The sequence below is a fragment of the Mesorhizobium sp. M3A.F.Ca.ET.080.04.2.1 genome (assembly GCF_003952525.1).
In the GTDB taxonomy this organism is placed as follows: Bacteria; Pseudomonadota; Alphaproteobacteria; order Rhizobiales; family Rhizobiaceae; genus Mesorhizobium.
Genome location: NZ_CP034451.1, coordinates 1,929,249 through 1,949,719, shown reverse-complemented (window position 1 = coordinate 1,949,719; position 20,471 = coordinate 1,929,249). Strand labels below are relative to the sequence as shown.

Sequence of the window (20,471 nt, the reverse complement as noted above, 5' to 3'; positions counted from 1 at the left end):
CGATTTACGAGTGACGAAAATTGAAATTCGTCACTCATCAAACGACAGAGAGTTATGTCAGAAGCCGCCCACATCGTTTCCGATCCCGCCAGACAGGAGAATGTGACTCGCATTCTCGATTGCGCGGAACGCCTGTTCAGGCACTACGGCTACGGCAAGACCAACGTCGCCGACATTGCCCGCGAGCTCGGCATGTCGCCGGCCAACATCTATCGCTTCTTCGCCTCCAAGGTCGAAATCCACCAGGCCGTATGCGGCCGCATGCTCGGCGCCAGCTACGCCATGGCTTACGAGATTTCGCGCCTGCCGCTCAGCGCCGAGGAGCGGCTGCGCCGCTACGTTCACGCGCAGTACAAGATGACGCTCGAGGTCATGCTCGACGAGCAGAAGGTGCATGAGATGGTCATCGTCGCGCTGGAGCGCGACTGGGGCGTCATCGACAAGCATGTCGACCGCATCCACGACCTCCTCGCCGAGGTGATCCGCGACGGCATCGCGGCCGGCGAGTTCAGGGAGCAGGATCCGGTCATTGCCTCCCGCTGCTTTGGCGCTTCCACTGTCATCCTGTGCCATCCGCAGATGGTCGCGCAATGCCTGGCCAAGACCAACCGGGCGATGCCCGACGACCTCATCGATTTTGCCATCAGAGCCTTGAAATAGCCGCCGCCCGCCGGGTGCCGGTGTCGACGATCATCTCCACTTCGGGAGTGCTAAGGTGTCTTTGTCCAGTTTCGTCCTCCGCAGGCTGCCGGTCGCCGGCCTCATCGTCGCGGCGCTCGGGCTTGCCGGCTGCAGCCAAGAGAAGAAGGCGGAAGTTCAGGAAGTCATCCGGCCGGTCAAGATCGTCGAGATCGGTGAGGCGCAGACCACCCGCCAGCTCGACTATTCCGGTTCCGTGCGCGCCCGTACCGAGATGAATCTCGGCTTCCGCATAGCCGGCAAGGTAACCGAGCGCCTCGTCGACATTGGCCAGCATGTCAATGCCGGCGACGTGCTCGCCCGCGTCGATCCGTCCGACTACGAGCTGTCGGTGAAGAGCGCGAAGGCGAGCCTCGACGCCGCCGAACGGCAGGTCGAGACCGTCGATCTCGCCAGGAAGCGCGCCGAGCAGCTCTATGCCAAGAATTTCGCGCCGAAGTCGCAGCTCGATCAGGCTGTGCTCACCTATGACCAGGCCGTGGCGACGCGCGATGCCGCCCGTTCGACCCTGGCCCAGGCGCAGAACCAGGTTCGCTACACCGATCTCAAGGCCAGTGAAGACGGCATCGTCACTACCATCTCGGCCGATATCGGCCAGGTGGTCGGCGCCGGCACGCCGGTGATGACGGTGGCTGTCGACGGTGAGAAGGAGGTGCTGATCGCTGTGCCGGAGATGGATATTGCCGGCTTCAAGCCGGGCAAGGATGTCAAGGCGAGCTTCTGGTCGGACGACGCGCTCGTCCTCGACGGCAAGGTCCGCGAGGTCGCCGGCAGCGCCGATCCGCAATCGCGCACGTTCGCGGTTCGTGTCTCGCTGCCCAACGACCCGCGGGTCCTGCTCGGCATGACCGCCAATGTCGAGGCGACCGTCGGCAGCAAGGCTCAGTTGGTGTCGATCCCGCTGACCGCGATGACCGAAAAGGACGGCAAGCAGATCGTCTGGACGGTCGACCGCGCCTCGGAGACGGTGCATCCGCGCCCGATCAGGGTTGCCAATTTCACCGCCGACGGTGTCGCTGTGGCGGACGGCCTGAAGCAGGGCGACGTGGTGGTGGCGGCCGGCACCCAGTTCATGACCGAAAATCTCAAGGTCAAGCTCTCGGGCGATGCAGAGCAGCAATCCGCCTCGGCGAGCGACGACGTCGCGGCAACCAGCAGCGTGCGCTAGCGACGAAGAAATGCCTGCCTCGCCGAGGGCCGGGCAGGCCACGGTTTCCGGGCGACAGGCGCCCGATCGCCAAGATGCCGGCATGATGGCTCCCCCGCGTCCATGCCGCTCCAGAGCGATTGCGCGTCTCTCCGCCGCAGGGCCCTGTCGCCCGGAAACCCGACAGAGACATCACGACTAAACGGCAAGCGTGCCTTGCCGACCAATTGGACTGGACTTGTGCCATGACCACCGACAGCAGCACTGAGAAGCGCCCCTTCAATCTCTCGCGTTGGGCGATCGGACATCCGAGCATCGCCCGTTTCCTGTTCGGCCTGATCATCGTTGCCGGTGCGCTGGGCCTGATGCGCATGGGCCAGAAGGAAGACCCGGATTTCACCTTCCGCATCATGGTGGTGCAAGCGATCTGGCCGGGCGCCTCGATCCAGGACATGGAAGACCAGGTCGTCAACAAGATCGAGCGCAAGCTGCAGGAAACGCCGCATCTCGACTTCGTGCGCTCCTACACCCGCGCCGGCAGCGCCATCATCACCTTGCAGGTCAAGGGCGACACCAATCCTGAAGAGGTGAAGGACGCCTTCTACCAGGTGCGCAAGAAGGTCGGCGACATCGCCAGCGACTTGCCGCAGGGCCTGCTTGGTCCCTATTTCAACGACGAGTTCGGCGACACGTTCATCACGCTGCATTCGATCAGCGGCGACGGCTTCACCTATCCGGAATTGAAGAAATTCGCCATCCAGGCGCGCGACATGCTGCTGACGACGCCGGGTGTCGAGAAGGCGGTCATCATCGGCGACCAGCCGGAGAAGATCTATGTCGACGTCTCGTCCAAGGCGCTCGCCGAGCGTGGCCTGACCATCCTCGACCTGCAGAACGCGATCAAGGGCCAGAACGCCGTCGACCCGGCGGGCTCGGTCGATACCGGCCTGCGCTCCGTTCGCATCTCGGTCGAGGGCGACGTCACCAAAGCCGCCGACATCCGAGAACTGAGGTTGCGCTCCGGCAACCAGGTGACGCGGCTCGGCGACATCGCCACAGTTACCTCCGGCCTCGAGGACCCGTTCGAGCGCAAATACCGCTTCAACGGCCACGAGAGCGTCCAGGTCGGCGTCGTCATGGCCAAGGGCTTCAATGTCAGGGACGTCGGCAAGGATGTCGAGGCGACCTACAAGCGCTTCGAGGAGGGGCTGCCTTATGGCGTTGCTGTCGACCAGATCTCCGACCAGCCCGAGGTCGTCAAGGATGCCGTCAACGAGTTCATGGAGGCGCTCGGCGAGGCGCTGCTGATCGTGCTCGTCGTCTCGTTCCTGTCGATCGGCTGGCGCTCCGGCCTGGTGATCGCCATCGCCATTCCGCTGGTGTTGGCCGCTACCTTCGCCATCATGTACGAGATCGGCATCGACCTGCAGCGCATCTCGCTCGGCGCGCTGATCATCGCGCTCGGCCTGCTCGTCGACGACGCCATGATCGTCGTGGAGATGATGGAGCGGAAGCTGGAGGAGGGACTGGTCAAGATCGAGGCGGCGAGCTTTGCCTATTCCTCGACCGCCTTCCCGATGCTCACCGGCACGCTGATCACCACCGCCGGCTTCATCCCGGTCGGCTTCGCCGCCTCCACCGCCGGGGAATATGTGCGCACGCTGTTCTATGTCGTCGGCATCGCGCTGGTCGTGTCCTGGTTCGTCGCGGTCTATTTCACGCCGTGGCTGGGCCACATGATTCTGAAGCAGCGCAAGCACGCCGGCTCGCATCACGATGTCTTCGACACCGGCTTCTACCGCCGCCTGCGCGCGACGGTTACCTGGGCCGTGCGCCATCGCATCATCGTGCTGGTGATGACGCTGGTCACCTTCGGCACAAGCCTGTGGGCCTTCCAGTTCATTCCGCAGAACTTCTTCCCGCAGTCCTCGCGACCGGAGATCCTAGTCGATCTCTGGCTGCCCGAAGGCACCTCGATCAAGGAGGTCGAAAAACAGGCCAAGGCGCTGGAAGCCAAAATGATGGACGACCAGGACAAGCGCTTCATCGCAACCTATATCGGCGAGGGCGCGCCGCGCTTCTTCCTGCCGCTCGACCAGCAGCTCAGGAATCCGAACTTCGCCCAGCTCCTGGTCATGGCCAAGGACGAACCGGCGCGTGAACGGCTGATCCTCAAGCTGCGCGGCATTCTCGCCGAGGATTTCCCCTCGATCCGCGCCAAGGTCGATCGCCTGTTTCTCGGCCCGCCGACCGGCTGGCCGGTGCAGATGCGCGTCATGGGTCCGGACCGCAAGGAAGTGCGCCGCATCGCCGACGAAGTGAAGGAGCGCTTTCAGGCCAATCCGCTGCTCGGCGCCGTTCATGACGACTGGCTGGAGCCGGTGCCGGCGATGAAGCTGGTGATCGACCAGGACCGCGCCCGCGCGCTCGGCGTCACCTCGCAACGCATCCGCCAGATGCTGCAGGCCACCATGGCTGGCGCGCCGCTCGACGACTTCCGCGATGGCGAGGAGACGGTCTCGATCGTCGCCCGCGAGCCGGACGCCACCCGCCATCTGCTGTCCTCCGTCGACTCGGTGTACATCCCGACCGACTTCGGCGGCTCTGTGCCGCTGTCGCAGGTGGCGAAGGTCGTGCCCGTGATGGAGCAGGGCATCGAATGGCGACGCGACCGCCTGCCGACGATCACCGTGCGCGGCACGCTGCCCGACGGCGTGCAGTCGAACGACGTCGTCACCAAGATGTACAACGACATCAGGAACCTGCGCGCAGGCCTGGCGCCCGGCTACAAGATCGAGATCCAGGGTGGCGCCGAAGACTCGGCCGAAAGCCAGGCCTCGATCGCGGCCAAAGCGCCGATCATGCTGGCCATCATCGTCATCTTGCTGATGGTCCAGTTGCAGCATTTCGGCAAGGCGATGCTGGTGCTGGCCACCGGTCCGCTCGGCATCATCGGTGCCGCGGCAGCGCTTCTGATCAGCGGCGCGCCATTCGGCTTCGTCGCCATTCTCGGCGTCATCGCGCTGCTCGGCATCATCATGCGCAACTCGATCATCCTGGTCGACCAGATCGACCAGGACATCGCAGCAGGCATGGAACGATCGGAGGCGATCGTGGGTGCTGCCGTGCGCCGCTTCCGGCCGATCATGCTGACGGCGTTGACCGCCGTGCTGGCGCTGATCCCGATCTCGCGCGCCGTCTTCTGGGGACCGCTGGCCTACGCCATGATGGGCGGCATCCTGGTCGCCACGGTGCTCACCATCCTGGTGCTGCCGGCCGGCTATGCCCTGTTCTTCGGCCGCGAGCCCAAGAAGGCTGAGGCCGAAGAGCAGACACCGGAGCCGGCCGACATTGAAGGCATTGAAAGGCCGCAGTTGGCGCTGGCCGCGGAATAAGAAGGTGGCGACGTCGTGTCATCCGCCATCGGCGCAAGCCGGTGGCGGATGATCCCGTACCAAGGGGACAGAGGCGCGCGAAACCCGGCTGGCCGGGCGTCAGCCAAGTTCTTCGGCAAGCGCCACCGCCGCACCATATTCGGCGGCGGAGTCGAGCATTGTGTGCCAGAGGCTCTCGGCGAAGGTCGCGAACACCAGCAGGTTGAAGACGGCCTGGCCGTCGTCCCGGTCCTTGCCGCGCCAGAGCGTCGCGCTCGTATGGTCGATCGATGTTGCTGCTGCGGCGCCGACGGGGAACGCGTCAGGGTGCAGGTCGATCGACGACAGCTTGGCCAGCATTGTTCGGGCCTTCGCGCCGGAGATGCTGACCAGTACCCGCGCATGCGACTGGTCGGACAGCGAGGCCGAACCGGCAAAGCTTGGAACCAGCGCGTCCATACTGTGCCTGCCGCCTTTCGACAGCACAAAGAACTGGTCCGGCCCGGACCAGATCAGTGTCGCGTCGGGCGTGCTGACCGCCTTCGGCGTTTCCGGCGCGGCGATACCGAAGCGCGCCTTCGCAGCATTGAGCATCGCTGCCGCCTTGCCTCGCCGCGCCATCACCTGGATGAGCTCGAAATTGCGGATGTCGGTCAGCGACACACCCGCATCGCCCTTTGCGCCATAGGGGCCGGCAACAAGCGCGCGCTCCAGGGGGCTATGAACGTCCCAGGAAAACTCAGCCACGCTGGCGCCCTCCATCCGGATCATAGAAGACGGAATGGCAAAGCTCGACATCGTAGTCCTCACCGCGCAGCGGATCATGCGCGCGCACGATCTCGCCGATACGGTCGCGGCCGCGCTCGACCAGTCCGAGCCCGATCCACTGGTCGAGCATCGGCGAGAAGCACACCGAGGTGACATAGCCCTGGTCGTTGCCGGGACCGGGGACTTCGCCCTTCGGAATGATGTGCGCGCCGGAGCGCAGGCGCCGCGCCTTGTCGGTCGGCTTGATGCCGACGACCACCTGCCGGTTCGGCGCGATCAGCGCCTCGCGGCCGGCCATGACGCGGCCGACGAAATCCTTCTTGGTCGACATCATTTTGCCGAGGCCGAGGTCGCCCGCCGTGGTGGTGCCGTTGAGCTCGGGCCCAGCGACATGGCCCTTCTCGATGCGCATCACGCCAAGCGCTTCGGTGCCATAGGGTGTCACGCCGAACTGCTTGCCGGCAATCATCAGGTTGCGCACTAGCGCCTCGCCATAGCGCGCCGGCACCGAGATCTCGAAGGCCATCTCGCCGGAGAATGAGATGCGGAACAGCCGCGCCTTGATGCCGCCGCGCAACACGACTTCACGCGCGCCCATGAACGGAAAGCCTTCGTTGGACAAGTCCTCGACCGGATCGACGACCTCCTTCAGCAGATCGCGCGTCTTCGGCCCCGCGATCGAGAACTGCGCCCATTGGTCGGAGACCGAGGTGAGCTGCACGTCGAGTTCGGGGAACAGCACCTGGCGGCAGAACTCGAGATGCTGCATCACCAGCCCGGCTTTGGCGGTGGTGGTGGTGAGGAAATAGTGATCCTCGGCCAGTCGCGAGGTCGTGCCGTCGTCATAGACGATGCCGTCCTCGCGCAGCATCAACCCGTAGCGGGCCTTGCCGACGGCGAGGTTCGAGAAACTGTTGATGTAGACGCGGTCGAGGAAGGCGCCGGCATCAGGACCGAGCACGTCGATCTTGCCGAGTGTCGAGACGTCGCAGAAGCCGACGCCGCCGCGCACCGCCTCGACCTCGCGGGTCACCGATTCCAGCCAGTCCTTCTCGCCGGCGCGCGGGTACCATTGCGCGCGTTTCCAGAGACCGGTGTCGACGAACACCGCGCCCTGTTCCGCCGCCCAGTGATGCGACGGCGTCAGCCGGATCGCATGGAAATTTTCGTCGCGGTGATGGCCGGCGAAAGCGCCGATGGCGATCGGCACATAAGGCGGCCGGTAGATCGTCGTGCCGGTCTCCGGAATGGACTTGCCGGTGACCGCCGCCATGATGGCAAGACCGGCGACGTTGGAAGTCTTGCCCTGGTCGGTCGCCATGCCCAGCGTGGTGTAGCGCTTCAGGTGCTCGACCGATTCAAAGCCCTCGCGCTGCGCCAGTTCGACGTCGGACGCGGTGACGTCGTGCTGCAGGTCGACGAAGGCCTTGCCCTTGCCGGCGACGTGCCAGAGCGGAGTAAGCGAAAAAGCCTCGTCACTGGCGACGGGCATGGATCCGGCATCGCCGCCGCGTCCTGTATCGCGGGCCGCAGCCGCACCGGCTTCAAAGCCTTCGCGCAGACAGGCCCCAAGGCCGAAAGCGCCGTTGGCGGCGCCCGCGGCAACCATGCCGGGCGGCGCGCCGTCCGGCACGAAGGCAGCGATGTCGTCGCGCCATTTAGGCCGCCCGCGATGATAGGAGGTGAGCCCGACCGCCGGGTTCCAGCCGCCGCAGACCGCAAGCCCGTCCGCCTCGACTTCGGCCCGCGCGCCGCCGGTCAGCGAGACGGTGATCTTGCGCACGCCGTCCTTGCCGCCATCGACGCTGCTGACGGAGCCGTGCAGCACCGGGAAGCCTGCCTTGCCGGCAAGCGAGCGGTGCGCGGGCGAAACGTCGGGCCTCGCATCAATCACCGCTGCGACCTGCAGTCCCGCGCCGAGCGCCGTTTCGACTGTGCGCCAGCCATCCGCATTGTTGGTGAACAGCGCGAGGCGTCGCGCCGGCGTTGCCGCGTAGCGGCTCATGTAGCTGCGCATGGCCGACGCCATCATCACGCCCGGCGTGTCGTTGCCGGCAAAGACGATCGGCCGTTCGATCGCGCCGGCAGCGACCACGCACCGCTTCGCAACAATGCGCCACAGCCGCTGCCGCACCTGGTGTTCCGGCGGGACCGGCAGATGGTCGTTCACCTTTTCGATCGCGCCATAGGTGCCGCCGTCATAGACGCCGAACAGCGTCGTGCGCGGCATGATGCGGACATCCGGCATGGCCGAGAGTTCGCCGAGCGCGCGCGCAATCCACTCGGCCGCCGGCAATCCGTCGATCGTGCCGCCATCGGCAAGCAGCCGGCCGCCGAGGACGAAATCCTCTTCGCACAAGATGACGCGCGCGCCGCTGCGGCCTGCCGCAAGCGCCGCCGCCAGGCCGGCCGGGCCGGAACCCGCGATCACCACGTCGCAATGCGCCCAGGCCTTGTCGTAGTGATCGGGATCGGAAACGCCCGCCGCGCGCCCGAGGCCGGCGGCACGGCGGATCATCGGCTCGTAGACCGACTCCCAGAACTTCGCCGGCCACATGAAGGTCTTGTAGTAGAAGCCGGCGACGAAGATCGGCGCGAACAGCTGGTTGACCGACATCAGGTCGAAATTGAGTGACGGCCAGCGGTTCTGGCTGGCGGCTTCGAGGCCGTCATAGAGCTCGGCCGTCGTCGCCTTGGTGTTCGGCTCGCGCCTGGCGCCGCTGCGCAGTTCGACCAGCGCGTTGGGCTCCTCCGAACCCGCCGTCAGGATGCCGCGCGGGCGGTGATACTTGAACGAGCGGCCGACCAGCTTGATGCCGTTGGCGAGCAGCGCCGAAGCCAACGTGTCGCCCTGGAAGCCGACAAGCGTCTTGCCGTCGAAGCGAAAGCTCAGTGGAACCGACCGGTCGATGAGTCCGCCGTCCGCCAGCCGGTGTGTCTGTGCGCCGCCAATCATCACGCACCGACCTTTGCCGCACCGGCGCCCGCTGCCGCCTCAACCAAAGAAATTTCATGCGTCAGCGTGTTGCGGGTGACCTTCAGCCACGCCCGGCAGCCGCCGCCATGATACCAGTGCTCGTCCATCACGCCGGCGACGTTGTCGCGCAGGTAGACATACTCGTAGACCGCGTCCTCGCCGGCATGGGCCGCGGGGCGTTTCGGCTTGGCGTCGCCGAGATAGGTGAACTCGCCGAGTTCGCGTTCGCCGCAGAAGGGACAGACTATCCGCATGGTTCCGAGGGCCTCAGAGCATGATGCGAAAAAGTGTGGAGCGGTTTTTGGATGCCATCATGCTCATCTCTAGTGCAGGTTCGGTTGGGCGCCCTGGCCCTTCTCGTCGATCATGGCGCCGCGCTGGAACCGGTCGAGCCGGAACAGCGCCGCTTCCTTGTGCGATTGATCGCGGGCGATGAGATGGGCAAAGACGAAGCCGGAACCCGGCGTCGCCTTGAAGCCGCCATAGCACCAGCCGGCGTTGAGATAGAGACCATCGACCGGGCTCTTGTCGATGATCGGCGTGCCGTCCATCGACATGTCCATGATGCCGCCCCATTGGCGCAGGAGCCGCACGCGGCCGATCATCGGGATCAGCGCCATGCCGCCTTCGCAGACATCCTCCATGACCGGCAAATTGCCGCGCTGGGCGTAGGAATTGTAGCCGTCGAGGTCGCCGCCGAAGACAAGCCCGCCTTTGTCGGACTGACTGACATAGAAGTGCCCGGCGCCGAAGGTCATCACGTTGGGCAGCAGCGGCTTGATCGCCTCCGAGACGAAGGCCTGCAGCACGTGGCTTTCGATCGGCAAGCGCAGTCCCGCCATCGCCGCGACGCGCGAGGATGACCCGGCGACCGCCATGCCGATCTTGCCGGCGCCGATGCGGCCGCGCGAGGTCTCGACGCCGGTCACCTTGCCGTTGGCGTCGCGCAGGAAGCCGGTGACCTCACAGTTCTGGATGATGTCGACGCCGAGCGCGCTCGCCGCATGCGCGTAGCCCCACACCACGGCGTCGTGCCGCGCCGTGCCGCCGCGCCGCTGCAAGAGACCGCCTTGCACCGGGAAGCGCGCATTGTCGAAGTTAAGGAAGGGCAGCATCTTCCTGAGCGCCGCCTGGTCGAGCAGCTCGGCGTCGATGCCGTTGATGCGCATCGTGTTGCCGCGCCGCGCGTAAGCGTCGCGCTGTGCGTCGGAGTGATAGAGGTTGAGGACGCCGCGCTGGCTGACCATCGCGTTGTAGTTGAGGTCCTGCTCCATGCTTTCCCACAGCTTCATCGACAATTCGTAGAAGCCGGTGTTGCCGGGCAGACCGTAATTGGAACGGATGATGGTGGTGTTGCGCCCGGCATTGCCGGAGCCGATCCAGCCCTTCTCCAGCACCGCGACGTTGCGGATGCCGAACTCGCTGGCGAGAAACCAGGCCGTCGCCAGCCCGTGACCGCCCCCGCCGATGATCACGACGTCGTAGCGGTCTTTTGGCGCCGCATCCCGCCAGGTGGTCGTCCAATTCTTGTGGCCGGAGAAAGCGGCGCGGGCGAGCGAGAAGATCGAGTATTTCATGACGTCATTCCGGGGCCGCTCGCCTCACGCTGGACTGTTCCTGGACCGCCGTATGTGCCGACATTCGCTTCACGCTTTTTGGTCCGATGCTCTAGATATCCAGCGTGTGGTCGCGTTCCCACTGCGTGAAATGCGAAGCATAGGAATTCCATTCCTGGTGCTTCAGCTTTAGGTAGGCCGACGAAAATTCCTCGCCCAGCGCCGCCTTGAGCGATTTGTCGTTGTCGAATTCGCGCAATGCGTCGAGCAGGTTGAGCGGCAGTTTCGGTGCGTCGGTCACCGTATGGCCGAGCTGGTACATGTCGATGTCGTAGCGCCTGCCCGGATCGGCCTTGGAGCGGATGCCGTCGAGACCGGCGGCGATGATCACCGCCTGCAGCAGATAGGGGTTGGCGGCGCCGTCCGGCAGGCGCAGTTCGAAGCGGCCGGGGCCGGGCACGCGCACCATGTGGGTGCGGTTGTTGCCGGTCCAGGTCACCGTGTTCGGCGCCCAGGTCGCGCCCGAGATCGTGCGCGGCGCATTGATGCGCTTGTAGGAATTGACCGTCGGATTGGTGATCGCGGCAAGCGCCGAAGCATGCTTCATGATGCCGCCAAGGAAGTGCCTGCCCTTGGCCGACAGGCCGAGTTCCATCGACTTGTCGGCGAATACGTTCGTCTTGCCGGTCTCGTCCCATACCGAGATATGGGCGTGGCAGCCATTGCCGGTCAGCCCCGGGAAAGGCTTGGGCATGAAGGTCGCGCGCAGGCCATGTTTCTCGGCGATCGAGCGCACCATGAACTTGAAGAAGGAATGCTTGTCGGCGGTCGCCAGCACGTTGTCGAAGGCCCAGTTCATCTCGAACTGGCCGTTGGCGTCTTCATGGTCGTTCTGGTAGGCGCCCCAGCCCAGCGACAGCATGTGATCGCAGATCTCGGCGATGACGTCGTAGCGGCGCATGACCGCCTGCTGGTCGTAGCAGGGCTTGGAGGCGGTGTCGTACTGATCGGAGATCGCGCTGCCGTCAGGCGTGGTCAGAAAGAATTCGGCCTCGACGCCGGTCTTGACATGCATGCCGTCGCTCGCCGCTTCCGCGATCAGCCGCTTAAGCGTGTTGCGCGGCGCCTGGCCGACGAGCTTGTCGTCCATGATGCAATTGGCGGCGACCCAGGCGACTTCCGGCTTCCAGGGCAGCTGGATCACGGAATCCGGATCCGGCACCGCCAGCATGTCGGGATGCGCCGGCGTCAGGTCGAGCCAGGTGGCGAAGCCGGCAAAGCCGGCACCGTCCTTCTGCATGTCGGCGATCGCCTGCGCCGGCACCAGCTTGGCGCGCTGCCCACCGAACAGGTCGGTGTAGGAGATCATGAAATACTTGACGCCCCGTGCCGCAGCGAATTCCCGCAGATCGCTCATCCCGGCGTCTACATTCGTATCGACCATCTTGTTCATTGCGATTCCCCTGTGCGGCGCCAGACGATTTCTTTCTCTGGCGCCTCGTTGACGTTTTCGTTCTCTTGGGACGGCTGGCTGTCCTTAAAGACCTCCCTTCCCCGGGATCCAGCTGGTGCCGGCGAGCGGCACGCCGGCCATGGCGGCGGCTTCGATGGAGAGCGCGACGAGATCCTCGGGCTCGAGATTGTGCAGGCTGTTCTTGCCGCAGGCGCGGGCAATGGTCTGCGCCTCGAGCGTCATCACCTTGAGGTAGTTCGCCAGCCGCCGTCCGGCGGCGATCGGGTCGACCCGCTTCATCAATTCGGGGTCCTGCGTGGTGATGCCGGCCGGGTCGCGGCCCTCGTGCCAGTCGTCATAGGCGCCGGCCGTGCTGCCGAGCGCGTTGTAGTCGGCTTCCCAGCGCGGATCGTTGTCGCCGAGCGCGACCAGCGCCGCGGTGCCGATCGAAACCGCGTCGACGCCGAGCGCCAGCGCCTTGGCGACGTCGGCGCCGTTGCGGATGCCGCCGGAGACGATCAGCTGCACCTTGCGGTGCATGCCGAGGTCCTGCAGCGCCTGCACCGCCGGCCGGATGCAGGCCAGCGTCGGCTGGCCGACATTCTCGATGAACACTTCCTGCGTCGCCGCCGTGCCGCCCTGCATGCCGTCGACGACGACGACGTCGGCGCCGGCCTTCACCGCAAGCGCGGTGTCGTAATAGGGCCGCGCCCCGCCGACCTTGACATAGATCGGCTTTTCCCAGTCGGTGATCTCGCGCAGTTCCAGGATCTTGATCTCGAGATCGTCCGGCCCGGTCCAGTCGGGATGGCGACAGGCCGAGCGCTGGTCGATGCCCTTGGGCAGCGTGCGCATCTCGGCGACGCGGTCGGAGATCTTCTGGCCGAGCAGCATGCCGCCGCCGCCGGGCTTGGCGCCCTGACCGACGACCACCTCGATGGCGTCGGCGCGGCGCAGGTCGCGCGGGTTCATGCCGTAGCGCGACGGCAGGTACTGGTAGACCAGCTGCTTGGAATGGCCGCGCTCTTCCTCGGTCATGCCGCCGTCGCCGGTGGTGGTCGAGGTGCCGGAGAGCGTGGCGCCGCGGCCGAGCGCCTCCTTGGCCGGGCCCGACAGCGAGCCGAAGCTCATGCCGGCGATGGTGATCGGGATCTTCAATTCGATCGGCTTCCTGGCGTGGCGCGTGCCGAGCACCACCGAGGTGTCGCAGCGCTCGCGATAGCCTTCCAGCGGATAGCGCGAGATCGAGGCGCCGAGGAACAGCAGGTCGTCGAAATGCGGCAGCTTGCGCTTGGCGCCGGCGCCGCGGATGTCATAGATGCCGGTCGCTGCCGCGCGGCGGATCTCGGAAAGCGTGTAGTCGTCGAAGGTCGCGGATTTGCGCGGCGTCGTCGGCGGATTGTGATAGGTCATTTTGATGGGTCCCTCTCAATACGCGTCGGCGTTGTCGATGTTGAAGTTGTAGAGCGTGCGGGCCGAGCCGTAGCGCTTGAATTCCGCCGCCTTGACGCCGGTCACGCCGGCCCTGTCGAGCAGGCCCTGCAACAGTTCGAGGTGCTCCGGCCGCATCTCCTTGGCGATGCAGTCGGCGCCCAGGCTGCCGACCTTGCCGCGCACGAACAGCCGCGCCTCGTAGATGGAATCGCCGAGCGCATCGCCGGCATCGCCCAGCACCACCAGATTGCCCGACTGCGCCATGAACGCCGACATGTGGCCGACATTGCCGTGCACGACGATGTCGATGCCCTTCATCGAGATGCCGCAGCGCGAGGAGGCGTTGCCCTCGATGACCAGCAGCCCGCCGCGGCCGGTGGCGCCGGCATACTGGCTGGCGTCGCCTTTGACCACGATCGAGCCCGACATCATGTTCTCGCCGACGCCGGGCCCGGCCGAGCCATGCACGGTGATCGCGCCGCCGGCATTCATGCCGCCGCAATAATAGCCGACGCTGCCGCGCACATCGACGGCGACCGGCTGGTCGACGCCGACGGCGACGGAATGGCTGCCTTTCGGGTTGAGCACCTCCCACGCGGTCTCGTTCGAGCCGGGGGTCAGTTGATGAAGCGCCTGGTTGAGCTCGCGCAGCGGCTGCTGACCGAGATCGAAGATCCTCGCATGGCCTTGCTCGCGCTGCGCCTTCGAAATGGTTGTTGCCGGCATGGGCTCAATGCTCCCAGAAATAGACGGTTGCAGGTTCCGGTTCCCAGACTTTGGCGTTCTCGATCCCGGGCAGATTTGCGAGCGCCCGATATTCGGAGCCGAAGGCGACATACTGTTCGGTTTCGGCCATCACCGCCGGCTTGCAGGCGATCGGATCGCGCACCACGCCGAAGCCGTTCTTGGTGCCGACGACGAAGGTGAAGAAACCGTCGAGGTCGGACAGCGTGCCCTCCAGCGCCTCGCCGAGATTCTTGCCATGCGCGATCTTCGAGGAGAGGTAGGCGGCCGCCACCTCGGTGTCGTTCTCGGTCTCGAATTTCATGCCCTCGCGCACCAGCTCGCGGCGGACATTGTTGTGGTTGGACAGCGATCCATTGTGCACCAGGCACTGGTCGGCGCCGGTCGAGAACGGGTGGGCGCCCAGTGTGGTCACCGCCGATTCCGTCGCCATGCGGGTGTGGCCGATGCCGTGCGTGCCGGTCATCGAGCGCACGTCGAAGCGTTCCACCACGGCTTCCGGAAGGCCGACCTCCTTGTAGATCTCGACCGCCTCGCCGGCGCCCATGATGCGGACATCGGGTCTAAGCGACCGAAGTGCTACGCGTGCCGGCTCGACCTTTTCGGGCGTCGTCCTGATCAATGCATGGGTCGATTTGACCGCCACGCTCACCGGCGCGTTGATCGCCTTGGCGAGTTCGACATCGAGGCCGTGGAAGTCGCGCTCGGGTTTCGGCGACTGAATGGTGATCTTGGCCTCGTTGCCCGTCGCCGCGCCATAGATGGCGATGCCGGCACTGTCTGGGCCACGGTCGGTGAGACAGATCAGCATCTCCGACAGCATCGCGCCGAGTTTCGGTTCAAGCGCCTTGTCCTTCAGGAAAAGTCCGACGATTCCGCACATGTCAGCCTCCGATGTTGTGGCTTCTAATGGATGTACCGAATGAAAGAATGGAATTCAATGGCATGAAAGAAATTTGCCTCTGGTTATAGTTCTACTTTGCACCGCTTCCCGTGCTGTCCCCGTCCGGACCGGTTCGGTGAGCCCAAATCGCGTGGCGGACCCGCGCTATCCTGTAGGCGTCGAGGATCGATAGCGCATAGATGAGAAACCCGCCGGCATGGCGGCCGATGAAGCTGGCATCCGCCGGCGCCACCTTGGTCGTCACCCAGGCCAGAATGACCATGAAAAACAGGAATTGCAGGCCTCGCGCAGGCAAGCCGAGCATGACATGCCCGTTGCCCGGCAGGACGATCGCCGAGGCCAGCACCAGGTAAGGGTTCGAAGGCGGAGTTTGCGTGGAGCGGTCGGTCATGCGGCCTGCCTTTCACGCCGGTTGAGCGCATCGCGAAGCGAGGACGCGGCATCAAGCAGCCTTTCGATCAATGCCGGGTCGAGCGCTGCGTCGCCGAAAGCGGCCTGCCGGAACACGCCGTAGCGCGCCCGGTCGGCCTGGGCCAGCAGCCAGACGATGCGCACCCCGTTGGATGTGATCAGCAATTCCTTGGCGCGGCCTTCGGCAAAGATCCCGGCATGCGCGGCAATGACCTCCTGCGGGAAGGCGACGCCTGGGCGATCGGTCCTGACCACCGCTTCGTCGGGAAGGGTTGCCGCCTTGGGCAGCGTGTGTTCGAGATGGTCGAAGTTGGAGAAGGTCGTGGGCGATCCCGGCCGCATCATCATGTCGAAGGTGCCCGGCACCGCGACCGCCTCGGTGATCGTAGCACTCAGCCAGCGCGTCGGCAGCTTCCTGGTTGCGAGCGTGTCGACGATGGTGCGTATCTGTACGCGTCTGCCGTTCCAGGAACCCGCCCATGCAGCGACCCCTGCCATGCCGTCGGAGATATCGACGGCGTCGGCGATGACGGCGCGGATGCCGGCCTCGTCGGCAGCGCGCGCCGCGCTTGCCCTGCCGCGGCTGGTGCGCGCAAGCCAGGCAAGGTGGAGCACGACCGCAAATGCGATCGCCCCGGCAAACAAGACTGACGTCAACTCAGACATCTCGACACGCCAGAGCCCGCCGTCACCCGGCGGGCTCTCTTCCCGCTCAATAGCCCTGCGGCTTCGGCCACGGCATGGTGAACTGGTCGCCGCGCCGCACAAATTTGTAGCGGTAGAAGTGGAACCAGACCGAGATCAGGAAGTAGAAGGCGATCATCGCGATCAGTTGCGAGCCGAAGCCGAGGAAGATGGCGAAAAAGGTCACCACGCACAGGCAGAACAACACGATTGCCGGCAGCGGGTGGAAGGGATGCGTGTAGCCGCGCTGAATGGAACCCAAAGGCCACTTCTTCCGGAACATCATGATGTTGATGCTCATGAAGGTGTATTGCAGCACGCCCGACAGGATCGAGAAGGTGATCGCCTGATTGAGGTCGGCGATGAAGGCGAAGGCCAGCGCGATCGGCAACAGGAACAGGATCGAGCGATAGGGCGTGCGATATCTCGGATGCACCGCCGAGAACCAGCTCGGCAGGTAGCGGTCGCGGCCGAGCGAGAACCAGGCGCGCGCCGCGTCGTTGATGCAGCCATTGGCCGAAGCCAGCGCCGCCAGCAGCGTCGCGATGAAGAGGAGGTTCTCGAGCAGCGGGCTGCCGGTCAGCTTGCCGGCATCCCACAGCGGGTAATAGGTGATGCCGAGATATTCCCAGGGCATCATCGAGGCGCAGACATACCAAGTCATGGCGGCGGCGATCAGCAGCGTGATCATGCCGGCCATCGTGCCGTAGGGCAGCGAGCGGGCAGGCGAGCGCACTTCCTCTGCGGCCTGCGTGGTTCCTTCGATGCCGAGATAATACCAAATGCCGAACTGGAAGGCGGCAATGACGCCGATCCAGCCATAGGGCAGCGCGTTGCCGGGCGTGACCAGCTCATTCAGCTTCAGCACCGCGCCCTGCGTCCACGGGCTGACCGAGAAGAACAGGATCACGATCGAGATATAGGCGATCGCGGTGATGACGAAGTTGACGTTGAGCGTCATCAGCACGCCGCGATAATTGAGCCATGCCAGCACCACGATGGTCGCCGCGATAAAGGAATTGTGGGTCAAGCCTTCGACGCCTGCCTTGGCGACGATCGTGTCGCCAAGCAGGATCGCATCCGACACTTCGAGCATGGTGTAGGCGAAGACCAGGAACAGCGCGACGTTGAAGGCCATCAAAGGCCCGACGATATGCTTTGCCTGCGCGTACTGGCCGCCGGCGGCGGCGACGGTCGATGTCACCTCGGAATCGATCATGGCGACCGAGGTGTAGAGCAGGCCGACGACCCAGCAGACGATCAGCGCTGCCAGCGCGCCGCCCTTGTCGGCAGCGAAGTTCCAGCCGGTGAACTCGCCCACCAGCACGATGCCGACGCCGAGCGCCCAGACATGGGCTGGGCCGAGCACTCTGAGCAGCGAGACCCTGTCGCCATGGATTACTGTTTCTCTTACTTCAACCGCGGCCGTCATTTGTCAGTCCCCACTCAAATCCGGTGTTTTTCGGAAACGGCTTCAAGCTCGCCTTCGCGCGAGGAGGTCAGGGTGTCCTCGGAATAGCGCGTATCAACCTTGAACCAATCGAAGAGCATCCACAGCGCGAGCAGGATCGAGATGCCCCAGCATGCGTAAGAGACTGTCAGCCACATGGTCTTGTCCCCCGGATTACTTGTCGTCGAATTTTTCGTTGATCACCTCGCGATATTCGCGATCGGAGGCGCGGAACAGGAAGACGAAATAGGCGATCAGCACGACCGCCATGATGATCAGCGTCGGCCAGTCGATGATGTAGTGGAAGCGGTTCTGGATGATGTCGTGGGCCGTCTCCGGCGTATAGCCGAGCTTCTCCCAGATCGATGCCATTGTCGGGTTCTGGCCGAGCGCCTCCCAGGTCTTGGCGTCGAGCGCGTCGATCGACTTCGCCGCTCCGGCGAGCCCCAGTTTCAGCGGCAGCCACAGCGCCACGAAAATGGCGACGACGACGATGGCGATGTCGAAGACCTGGCCGGCCTTGTTTTGCTGCGGCGGGATGTAGCGGGACATGGAATTTCCCTCAAGACTGGCGGTTGCGGTAGGCGTCGGCGTTCTTGATGTCGAGGCCGTAGATGAAGTCCTTGTCTTCCCTGTAGTGGTTGAGCATCGCCAGGATGGCGGCGGTGTTGAAGATCAGCACCGCTGCTGCCGCGACCACCACCACAAGCTTGATCCCGCCGTGCGGGATGTAGGCCCAGGTCATCAGGAGGACGAAGAGGATCGTTGCCCAAAGGCAGACGATCAGGAGCACGGAGCCACGCACGTCGGAACGATACAGCGCCTCGATGCGCTGCTGCAGGTTGGACATCGGTTTTCCCCTTCTTGTCGACGTCCGGCCCCGAATCGGCCGACCGTCCCTCTTTCAACAGAGTGAAATTTTTTTCATAGGTTCCGCCCGATTCCAGGAATTGTCAAGCCGGTTTTGCGCCGGCCAAACCGTTTGGTCCGCCGGCTGCACCTTGCCTGTGGATAAAACTACTTGCCTGCAGGAAAATTGCCGCCGCCGGACGGCGCCTTGAGCGGCAGGGGGATGTCGGCGGCTGCGGTGCGGCACCGGAGGGCTGCTTCTGGGAACTGCCCATGGCGCGGGCTGGTCAGCTCGTGCCGGTTTGCCGATAGCAGATGATCGAGAGATCGTGAATCCGCAGCCGGTTCAGGTTCCGTTCCGTGCGGCGCGTCGGCGTCGAAAAAGGCCTGCCCCGCTTCACCGGGCAAAGGCGCCTCGAGGCATCGCCCTCGAAGCCATCGTCGGCCCGCTCACGACATGATTAGTCCGCCGTCGACATTGATGGTCTGGCCCGTGATATAGGCGGCATCGTCGCTGGCGAGGAAGCTGACCAGCCCGGAAACATCCTCGCCGCTGCCGGCGCGGCCCATGGGAATGTTCTTCACCCACTCCGCCATGAGCTCGCCCGGCTTGTAGTTCCCGAGCAGCTTGCCCCAGGCAGTGTCGTTGTAGGCCCACATGTCGGTGTCGATTATGCCGGGGCAGATGGCATTGACGGTTATCTTCTCCTTGGCTACTTCCTTGGCGAGGCTCTGGGTGATGCCGACGACGCCGAATTTCGAGGCCGCATAATGCGGCGTGTAGATAAAACCCTGCCGCGCCTGGCCGGACGCGGTGTTGATCAGCCGGCCGCCTTCGCCATGCTTGCGCATGCGCCCGATCGCTTCCTGGCAGCACAGGAACACGCCCTTGGTGTTGACCGCCATCACCTTGTCCCATTCGGCTTCCGTCATCGCTTCGATCTTTGCGATGGTGATGACACCGGCGTTCTGCACCGAGATGTCGACGCGCCCGAATTCCTTTTCGGCGAGATCATAAAGTGCCGCGACCTCGTCCTTCTTGGTTACGTCCATGCACATCGAAGCGACCTTGGCGCCCGCGGCCTTCAGGCTGGCGGCGACCTCGTCGACACGCGGGTCGATCGCGCTGATCACCACCGCGGCACCTTCCGCGGCGAAGCGCCTGGCCATGGCCGCCCCTATGCCGCCGCTGGCGCCGGTGACGACCGCCGTCTTTCCTTCGAAACGCTTCTGCATTTTCTCTCCTACCAGCAGACGAAGCCGCCATCGACGATGAGGTCGATGCCGGTGACGAAACTCGCGGCCCGGCTCGCCAGGAACACGGTCGGGCCGACCATCTCCTCCGGCGTCGCCATGCGGCCCATCGGCGTGTCGCGCTCGAAGATCTTGATCTGCTCGGCCACTTCCGGCCGCTTGTTCATCGGCGTCAGCGTGTAGCCGGGACTCACCACATTGACGCGCAGGCCGCGGTCGGCCCATTCCATGGCAAGGCTCTTCGACATGTGGATCACCGCCGCCTTCGAGGAATTGTAGTGCGCCTGCGTCAGGCCGCGATTGACGATCGAGCCGGACATCGAGGCGATGTTGATGATCGAGCCCTTGCGGCGGGTAAGCATGACGCGCGCCTCGGCCTGGCAGGACAGGAACACGCCGCTGACATTGACGTCGTAGAGCTTCTGCCATTTGTCCAGCGGCAGCGTCTCCGCGGGCTCGGCCCCGGCGACGCCGGCGTTGTTGACCGCAATCGTCAGTGCGCCGAGTTCCTTTTCGGTGCGGTCGATCGCGGCCGCGAGGTCGCTTTCCGATGTTACTGAACCGTTCAGCACCAGCGCCTTGCGGCCGAGCGCCTGGATCTTGTCGGCCGTCTCTTCGAGTCCGCCTTTCGAGCTGTGGCCGAAGCAGGCGACGTCGGCGCCGGCTTCCGCGAGCCCGATGGCGATCGCTTGGCCGATGCCGCTGCCGGCGCCCGTCACCAGCGCCACGTCGCCGCTGAGATCGAATAGATTCATGTCGCTCCTCTC

At 64.8% G+C, this 20,471-nt stretch carries 19 protein-coding genes; 3 read left to right on the top strand and 16 right to left on the bottom strand.

Annotated features, from left to right (window positions below):
- Positions 1-54: 54 nt before the first annotated feature.
- The 3 genes from EJ074_RS09525 (at position 55) to EJ074_RS09515 (ending at position 5,241) form a co-directional block, all read left to right on the top strand.
- Positions 55-660, top strand: a complete 606-nt coding sequence (locus tag EJ074_RS09525) for a TetR family transcriptional regulator (RefSeq protein WP_129553139.1) — start codon at positions 55-57, stop codon at positions 658-660.
- Between the two features lie 55 nt (positions 661-715).
- Positions 716-1,867 carry an efflux RND transporter periplasmic adaptor subunit gene (locus tag EJ074_RS09520; RefSeq protein ID WP_165349900.1) on the top strand — a complete coding sequence of 384 codons (1,152 nt, stop codon included), beginning with the start codon at positions 716-718 and terminating at the stop codon, positions 1,865-1,867.
- Between the two features lie 224 nt (positions 1,868-2,091).
- Complete coding sequence (locus EJ074_RS09515) at positions 2,092-5,241, top strand: efflux RND transporter permease subunit (RefSeq protein ID WP_129553138.1); 3,150 nt, start codon at positions 2,092-2,094, stop codon at positions 5,239-5,241.
- Positions 5,242-5,340: 99 nt separating this feature from the next.
- Here EJ074_RS09515 and EJ074_RS09510 read toward each other — a convergent pair whose 3' ends face one another.
- The 16 genes from EJ074_RS09510 to EJ074_RS09435 all read right to left on the bottom strand — a co-directional run bounded on the left by EJ074_RS09510 (position 5,341) and on the right by EJ074_RS09435 (position 20,459).
- Complete coding sequence (locus EJ074_RS09510) at positions 5,341-5,967, bottom strand: sarcosine oxidase subunit gamma family protein (protein WP_129553137.1); 627 nt, start codon at positions 5,965-5,967, stop codon at positions 5,341-5,343.
- A complete protein-coding gene (locus tag EJ074_RS09505) occupies positions 5,960-8,944 on the bottom strand; it encodes a sarcosine oxidase subunit alpha (RefSeq protein ID WP_281033657.1) in 2,985 nt (994 codons plus the stop codon). Before EJ074_RS09505 ends, EJ074_RS09510 begins: the two co-directional genes overlap by 8 nt.
- A complete protein-coding gene (locus tag EJ074_RS09500; RefSeq protein WP_129553136.1) occupies positions 8,944-9,219 on the bottom strand; it encodes a sarcosine oxidase subunit delta in 276 nt (91 codons plus the stop codon). Before EJ074_RS09500 ends, EJ074_RS09505 begins: the two co-directional genes overlap by 1 nt.
- Before the next feature lie 69 nt (positions 9,220-9,288).
- Positions 9,289-10,542 carry a sarcosine oxidase subunit beta family protein gene (locus tag EJ074_RS09495; RefSeq protein WP_129553135.1) on the bottom strand — a complete coding sequence of 418 codons (1,254 nt, stop codon included), beginning with the start codon at positions 10,540-10,542 and terminating at the stop codon, positions 9,289-9,291.
- A gap of 91 nt (positions 10,543-10,633) precedes the next feature.
- Entirely contained in the window at positions 10,634-11,938 is a 1,305-nt protein-coding gene (gene glnT / locus EJ074_RS09490) for a type III glutamate--ammonia ligase (protein ID WP_129554020.1), read from the bottom strand.
- A gap of 120 nt (positions 11,939-12,058) precedes the next feature.
- Positions 12,059-13,387, bottom strand: a complete 1,329-nt coding sequence (locus tag EJ074_RS09485; protein WP_129553134.1) for an FMN-binding glutamate synthase family protein — start codon at positions 13,385-13,387, stop codon at positions 12,059-12,061.
- 15 nt (positions 13,388-13,402) lie between these two features.
- Positions 13,403-14,134, bottom strand: coding sequence for a GXGXG domain-containing protein (locus tag EJ074_RS09480; protein WP_129553133.1), 732 nt, complete (start codon positions 14,132-14,134; stop codon positions 13,403-13,405).
- A gap of 4 nt (positions 14,135-14,138) precedes the next feature.
- Positions 14,139-15,035, bottom strand: a complete 897-nt coding sequence (locus EJ074_RS09475) for a glutamine amidotransferase family protein (protein ID WP_129553132.1) — start codon at positions 15,033-15,035, stop codon at positions 14,139-14,141.
- A gap of 91 nt (positions 15,036-15,126) precedes the next feature.
- Entirely contained in the window at positions 15,127-15,447 is a 321-nt protein-coding gene (locus EJ074_RS09470) for a hypothetical protein (RefSeq protein ID WP_129553131.1), read from the bottom strand.
- Positions 15,444-16,133 (bottom strand): hypothetical protein, encoded by a 690-nt coding sequence (locus EJ074_RS09465; RefSeq protein ID WP_129553130.1) that lies wholly within the window; start codon positions 16,131-16,133, stop codon positions 15,444-15,446. The genes EJ074_RS09470 and EJ074_RS09465 overlap by 4 nt, the downstream gene beginning before the upstream one ends.
- Before the next feature lie 46 nt (positions 16,134-16,179).
- Complete coding sequence (locus EJ074_RS09460; RefSeq protein ID WP_095805473.1) at positions 16,180-17,583, bottom strand: amino acid permease; 1,404 nt, start codon at positions 17,581-17,583, stop codon at positions 16,180-16,182.
- A 14-nt stretch (positions 17,584-17,597) separates the two neighbouring features.
- Positions 17,598-17,759, bottom strand: coding sequence for a hypothetical protein (locus tag EJ074_RS09455; protein WP_095805474.1), 162 nt, complete (start codon positions 17,757-17,759; stop codon positions 17,598-17,600).
- Positions 17,760-17,775: 16 nt separating this feature from the next.
- Complete coding sequence (locus tag EJ074_RS09450) at positions 17,776-18,153, bottom strand: hypothetical protein (protein ID WP_095805475.1); 378 nt, start codon at positions 18,151-18,153, stop codon at positions 17,776-17,778.
- A gap of 10 nt (positions 18,154-18,163) precedes the next feature.
- A complete protein-coding gene (locus EJ074_RS09445) occupies positions 18,164-18,451 on the bottom strand; it encodes a hypothetical protein (RefSeq protein WP_095805476.1) in 288 nt (95 codons plus the stop codon).
- 449 nt (positions 18,452-18,900) lie between these two features.
- Positions 18,901-19,686 (bottom strand): glucose 1-dehydrogenase, encoded by a 786-nt coding sequence (locus EJ074_RS09440; protein ID WP_129553129.1) that lies wholly within the window; start codon positions 19,684-19,686, stop codon positions 18,901-18,903.
- An 8-nt stretch (positions 19,687-19,694) separates the two neighbouring features.
- A complete protein-coding gene (locus tag EJ074_RS09435) occupies positions 19,695-20,459 on the bottom strand; it encodes an SDR family oxidoreductase (protein ID WP_129553128.1) in 765 nt (254 codons plus the stop codon).
- Positions 20,460-20,471 lie beyond the last annotated feature (12 nt).